Source organism: Longimicrobium sp. (genome assembly GCF_036554565.1).
Lineage (GTDB): Bacteria > Gemmatimonadota > Gemmatimonadetes > Longimicrobiales > Longimicrobiaceae > Longimicrobium.
Window position 1 is genome coordinate 1 of the sequence record NZ_DATBNB010000482.1, and the last position, 2560, is coordinate 2560.

1 protein-coding gene is annotated in these 2560 nt (G+C 74.2%); it reads right to left on the reverse strand.

Features of this window, described 5'->3' with window-relative positions:
- The coding region (locus tag VIB55_RS13185; RefSeq protein ID WP_331877116.1) for a Tc toxin subunit A at positions 1-2560 on the reverse strand (2560 nt) is incomplete at both ends.

The window sequence follows — 2560 nt, forward strand, 5'->3', positions numbered from 1 at the left end:
AGGGCGGCCAGGCGCGCCTCGAACTCCGCCCGCTCCGCCGCGGCGAGGGGTGGATGGCCGGGCGCCCCGTAGTAGCGCGCGGCGTCCTCGGCGTCGATGTGCAGCGTGCGCAGCAGGGCCAGCGCGTGCAGCCGGGGGTTCAGGAGCCCCGTGCGCACCAGCTGCACCAGCTCCGTGTAGGTGACCCCCAGCCGCCGCGCGAGCGGCTTCGCCCGGGTGAGCGCGGCGAGCGCGTCCGCGGCGCTGCCGTAGCCGTAGAGCTCGTGCCACCGCGGCTGCGGGTTCCGGTCCGTGAACAGCGCGTACTCGGCCGGCGGAATGCCCAGCGACTCGGCGAAGACCGCGGCGCGGTAGTACCTCGTCCCGTCCGACGCTTCTCCGCCGGCCGAGAACGGCGCGTCGGTGGTGCGCATGGCGTCCAGCACCCCGGCCAGCGGCGTTTCCAGGTGCTCCAGGAACCGGCGCACCGTCTCCCCCCAGAGGTCGAAGGGGAGCGAAAGGGGATACCGCGCCTCGTGCAGCGCCCGGTACGCCTGGGGGATCACGTTCCGCGGCTCCGCCAGCAGCTCGGCGGAGGGGACGCCGCCGGTGTCGCGGGCGGCGGCCGCGTCCAGCTGCTCGTGCGCGACCCAGTACTCCAGGATCTCGTTGACCAGGTCGATGTACGGCAGGACGGTGTTGGTGTTCTCGCAGGTCAGCCGCAGGTGCGGCAGGTCCGGCCGGCGGGCCGTCAGGGCGTCGAACGGCTTGCGGTACCCCGCCGCCGCGTACGTCTCCCCGTCGTGGCGGCGCGCCCAGTCTGCCAGAAAGCCGTTCCACTCCTCGTCCGGGGGATCCACGAAGCGCAGCAGGTCTACCAGGTACGCCGCGGGGCTCAGCACCGAGCGGCAGTGCTCGCAGTCGCAGAAGTCCACCGTCCCGAAGAGCCCCTCCAGGGTGGGAAAGTGGCGGATCAGCTGCTCGCGCGTGCCGGCGCCGGGGGATGGGGCCGGCGCGCCGCCGCCCGGGACGCCCGACCCGCCCGCCGGCCGCTCGGGCCGCGGCGCCAGGGCGTGCATGGGCGGGGCGCCCTGGATCTGCCGCGCCATCGTCAGCACCTCGCGCGTCACGGCGCTGACCTGCTGCGCCTTGTGGTACACCAGCTCCGCCTCGTGCTTGGAGGCGAACAGCTCGCCATGGCGATCGACGAACGCCTCGCGCGAGAGCGCGGCCACGTCCTGCGCCGAGGTGAAGCCCGCCCCGGCCAGCACCGCCAGCGACTGGTTCGAGGGGGTGATCTGGTACAGGCGCTGGAGCTGCTTGACCACGCGGACCGTGGCATCGACGGTTTCCGGCGGCTGCTGGGCGAAGAGCGACGCGCCGTGCTGGTGGATGAAGGCGGCGAGCGGCACCCGGCCCAGCTCGAACCCCAGCGGCTCCGCGCGGCGCAGGAAGGCGGCGGCGAGGGGCGTGTCCTTTTCCATGGGGATGGAAAGGCCGCCGGTTTCGATCATCCGCGCCACCACGCGGGTGGGATAGCTCAGCCGCACCTTGCGGGCGAGGTCGGCGGCGTAGGCGTCTAGCCGCTCATCCGCCGACTTCCCCTCGTACGCGGGGGGAATCAACTGGTCGAGCGTGCCGCCGTTCCCCGCCAGGGCCTGCACCCGCTCTTTCCAGGCGTCCGCCTGGTACAGCTCCAGGTCCACCACGCGGGCCAGGTCGTCGGGCGCGACGGTGGAAGTCTCGCCGTCGACGGAGGCCAGGAGCTCTCCTCGCAGCGCGGCGGCGAGCGGCGCGTTGTCGTGGGTGAGGTAGGCGAGCTTTCCCTGCGTTTGGAGGGCGGTGATGCTTGCCTCGGCGATCCCCTGGCTCCGCGCCGCGTCCCACAGCTCCGCGGGCGCGCCGCGGTGGGCGAAGTAGAGCGGCTCGAAGCGCGCCTGGTCCTCCGGCGAAACCGCCGACTGGCCCAGCAGCTCGCCGATGCTGGAGAGCGCGCCGGGGGCTTTCGTTTCGCGGCGCGCGCCGGCCGCGAAGAGCGAGAACGCCTTGGCCGCGGCGCCCAGCCGCGCGTCGTCGATGGCGATGACGTTCGCCGTACGCGCACGGTCCAGCGCCTGGGCCACCTCGGCGTCCTGCGCCAGCGCCAGCTGCCCCGCCTCCATGGGCAGGCCGGCGCGGTACAGCCCGTAGAGGACGTCGGGGTCCAGCCCCGTCTCGGCGCTCTGCCGGGCGGCGAGCACGGCCAGGGCGATCAGGCGGGCGTCCCAGCCGGTGGCCTGGTGCAGCAGCGTGAGGTCGCGTGTGTCGCCGGTTTCGCGCGCCTTCGCCAGCTCGCCCGCGCCGCCGGTGTGCCGGGCCAGGTCGGCGGCGAGGCGGTCGTACTCCGCGCCCAGCGGCCGCAGGGTGCCCGGCGCCACCAGGTTCAGCACCTCGACGGGGGCGGCGTCGTACCTGGGGATGGAGAGCGACACCTCCGGGCCCCCCTTCTCCAGCGCGCGCACCTCCAGCCCCGGCGTGGCGCCCTTCACGGCGTAGGGGATGGCGTAGCGTCCGCCGGCATCGGTGACCCCGTCGCCCAGCA